Annotated in this window: 1 protein-coding gene; it reads left to right on the top strand. The window is 74.3% G+C overall.

Annotated elements, in window-relative coordinates; genetic code table 11:
* Window positions 1-3,858, top strand: a 3,858-nt coding sequence (locus AB0I73_RS40620; RefSeq protein WP_363045407.1) for an SDR family NAD(P)-dependent oxidoreductase, incomplete at both ends; no start/stop codon positions are given.

The following is a 3,858-nucleotide window of genomic DNA, read 5'->3' on the forward strand; positions in this document are numbered from 1 at the left end:
CGAGGCACACTGCCACGGCGTCACCGTCGACTGGCACACCGTCTACGCCGGCACCGGCGCCCGCCGCATCCCCCTGCCCACCTACCCCTTCCAGCGCACCCGCTACTGGCCCGAGTCCCCGGCCGCCGTACTCGCCGAAGCCGTCGACCCCGAGGACGCCCGTTTCTGGGAAGCCGTCGAACAGGGTGACCTGGACGCCCTCGCGCAGGCCCTCGGCACGGTGGACGAGACCACCGCGGCTTCCCTGGAGACGGTCCTGCCGGTGCTCACCTCCTGGCGACGCCGACGCCACGAACGGTCGGCGTCCGACTCCTGGCACTACAAGGTCGCGTGGAAACCGGTCGAGTCCCCCCTGGACGCCCCCCTGACGGGCCGCTGGCTGCTCGTCGTACCGGACAGCCTCTCCGCGGACGACAGCCTCGTCGCGGAGACCGTCGCAGTCGGCCTCGCGCGGCACGGCGCCGAGGTGGCCCGTATCACAGTGGCCGCCGCGTCCCCCGACCGCGAGGCGCTCGCCGCGCTGCTCGCCGGGGACTGGCGCCTGACGGGTGTCCTGTCCCTGTTGTCATTCGCCGACGGCCACCACACCGACCACCCTGCGGTCCCCGCCGGCCTCGCCGCGAGCCTCACCCTGGTGCAGGCACTGGGCGATGCGGGAGTCCGGGCACCGCTGTGGTGCGCCACCCGTGCCGCCGTCACCACGGCCGACCGCGACCCCCTGCCGCGTCCCGACCGCTCCGCCGTCTGGGGCCTCGGCCAGGTCGCCGCCATCGAGCAGCCCGCCCTCTGGGGCGGCCTGGTCGACCTGCCACTCGTCGTGGACGAGCGTGCCGTCGACCGCCTCGCAGGCCTCCTCGCCGGCCATGACGGCGCCGACGACGAGTTCGCCGTACGCACCGCGGGCGTCCTCGCCCGTCGGCTCGACCGTGCGCCGCTCGCCGACGGTACCGACGGCTGGGCCCCGCGCGGCACCGTCCTCGTCACCGGCGGCACCGGCGCGCTCGGCGGCCATGTCGCCCGCTGGCTGGCCCGCAACGGCGCCGAGCACCTCGTGCTCATCAGCCGTCGGGGCCTCGACGCGCCCGGTGCCACAGAGCTGCGCGACGAACTCACCGCGCTGGGCGCCCGCGTCACGGTCACCGCCTGCGACGCCGCCGACCGCGACGCGCTGGCCGCCGTACTGGCCGCGGTACCCGCCGAGCACCCGCTGACCGCCGTCGTGCACACGGCGGGCGTCCTCGACGACGGCATCCTGCCCTCGATGACCCCCGCCCGCTTCGCACACGTACTCGACTCCAAGGCGACCGCGGCGCTCCACCTGCACGAGCTGACCCGCGACCTCTCCCTCGACGCGTTCGTGCTGTTCTCTTCCCTGGCTGGTACGTTCGGCAACGCCGGCCAGGCCAACTACGCTGCCGCCAACACCCTGCTGGACGCCCTCGCCCAGCACCGCCGCACCCTCGGACTGCCCGCCACCTCGATCGCCTGGGGCGCCTGGGGCGGCGGCGGACTGGCCACGGACCCCCTCGTGGCCCGCCGCATGGAGCGCGGCGGCATGCCCGCCATGGACCCCGAGGTCGCCGTCGCCGTCATGGCTCGGTCCGTCGTGACCGGCGCGCCGTGCACGGTCATCGCGGACGTCGACTGGGCCGTCCTCGCGCCGGCCCGTCTGGCCACCGGCCGGGCCGCGCTCATCTCCGACATCGACGACGTGCGGCGCGCCGCCGCAGCACACACCGGGTCGGCCGCCCCCGCCTCCGAGGAGACCGCCGTCGGAGCCCTGGCCGCGCGTCTCGCCGACATGTCGGCCGCCGACGGCACCCGGATGCTCCTGGACCTCGTGCGCGGCCAAGCCGCAGCCGTCCTCGGCCACACCTCGGACGAGGCCGTGCTGCCCGGCAAGGCGTTCCGGGAGCTCGGCTTCGACTCCCTCACCGCCGTCGAACTGCGCAACCTGCTGGCCGGCACCACCGGTCTGCGCCTGCCGGCCACCCTCGTCTTCGACCACCCGACCCCGAACACCCTCGCCGCGTTCCTCCACACCGAGCTCGCCCCCGGCGGCACCGCGACGGCCACCGCCGTCGTCCCTGCCCGCTCGGCGCAGCCCGCCGACGCCGACGACCCGGTAGTGATCGTCGGCATGGGTTGCCGCTTCCCGGCCGGCGTGTCCTCTCCGGACGACCTGTGGGAGCTGCTCCTCGCGGGCACCGACGCGATCTCGCCACTCCCCGGCGACCGGGGCTGGAGCCTGGAGGACTACTACGACCCGGACGCACCTGGCGCCTCACGTGCCCGCGAGGGCGGATTCATCGACGCCATCGCCGAATTCGACCCGGCGTTCTTCGGGATCTCGCCGCGTGAGGCCCTGGCCATGGACCCGCAGCAGCGGCTCATGCTGGAGACGGCCTGGGACACCTTCGAACGCGCCGGAATCGATCCGACCTCGCTGCGCGGCACCCGCACGGGCGTGTACGTCGGGACCAACGGACAGGACTACGCCAACCTCCTGATCGGCTCGACCGAGGGCGTCCAGGGGTACGTGGCCACCGGCAGCTCCGCCAGTGTGCTGTCCGGCCGCATCTCCTACACCCTGGGTCTGGAGGGTCCGGCCGTCTCCGTCGACACCGCCTGCTCGTCGTCCCTTGTCGCGCTGCACCAGGCCGTGCAGGCGCTGCGCAACGGCGAATGCGACCTCGCTCTCGCGGGCGGCGTCACCGTCATGTCCACCCCGGGCGTGTTCTTGGAGTTCAGCCAGCAGGGCGTGCTCTCCGCGGACAGCCGGGTCAAGGCGTTCGCGGACGCCGCGGACGGCACCGGCTGGGGCGAGGGCGTCGGTGCGCTCCTCGTGGAGCGGCTGTCGGACGCGCGCCGCAACGGCCACCGGGTCCTCGCCGTCGTGCGCGGCTCGGCGATCAACCAGGACGGCGCCTCCAACGGCCTGACGGCCCCCAACGGCCCGTCGCAGCAGCGCGTCATCCGCGCCGCCCTCGCCAACGCCGGCCTGACGCCCGCCGATGTGGACGCCGTCGAGGCGCACGGCACCGGCACCAAGCTCGGCGACCCGATCGAGGCGCAGGCGCTGCTGGCCACCTACGGCCAGGACCGGCCGGAGAACGGCAGCCCGCTGTGGCTGGGCTCGATCAAGTCGAACATCGGCCACACCCAGGCCGCCGCCGGCGTCGCCGGCATCATCAAGATGGTGCTGGCCCTCAGGCACGGCGTTCTGCCCCGCACCCTCCACGTCGACGAGCCGTCCACCCAGGTCGACTGGTCGGACGGCAGAGTCGAACTGCTGACGGAGGAGCATGACTGGCCGGACACGGGCGAGCGCCCGCGCCGCGCCGCGGTGTCCTCGTTCGGCATCAGCGGCACCAACGCCCACGTGATCCTCGAGGCCGCCGACGAGGAGCCCGCGAACACCTCCGACACCGGTGCGATGCCGCCGGTGGTGCCGTGGGTGCTCTCGGCCCGGTCCGACCGGGCGCTCGCAGGCCAGGCCGAGCGGCTCCTCGCCCACGTGCGGGGCGACGCCGGGGCTTCGATTGCGGATCTCGGCTTCTCACTGGCAACCGACCGGGCCCACCTGGAGCGCCGGGCCGCCGTGGTCGCCGCCGACCGTGCGGAGTTCCTCCGCGGACTGGAGATCCTCGCCGCAGGCGGCACGATCGCGGGTGTGGTCCGCGGCACGGCGGCCGAGGGCCGTTCGGCGTTCTTGTTCTCCGGGCAGGGTGCGCAGCGTCCCGGCATGGGCCGGGAGCTGTACGCGGCCTTCCCCGTGTTCGCCGAGGCCTTCGACGCGGTCTGCGCGGAGCTGGACCGGCACCTGGAGCGGCCCATCAAGGAGGTGGTGTTCGATCC

Origin of the sequence: Streptomyces sp. NPDC050388 (assembly GCF_040655635.1) — a bacterium.
In the GTDB taxonomy this organism is placed as follows: Bacteria; Actinomycetota; Actinomycetes; order Streptomycetales; family Streptomycetaceae; genus Streptomyces.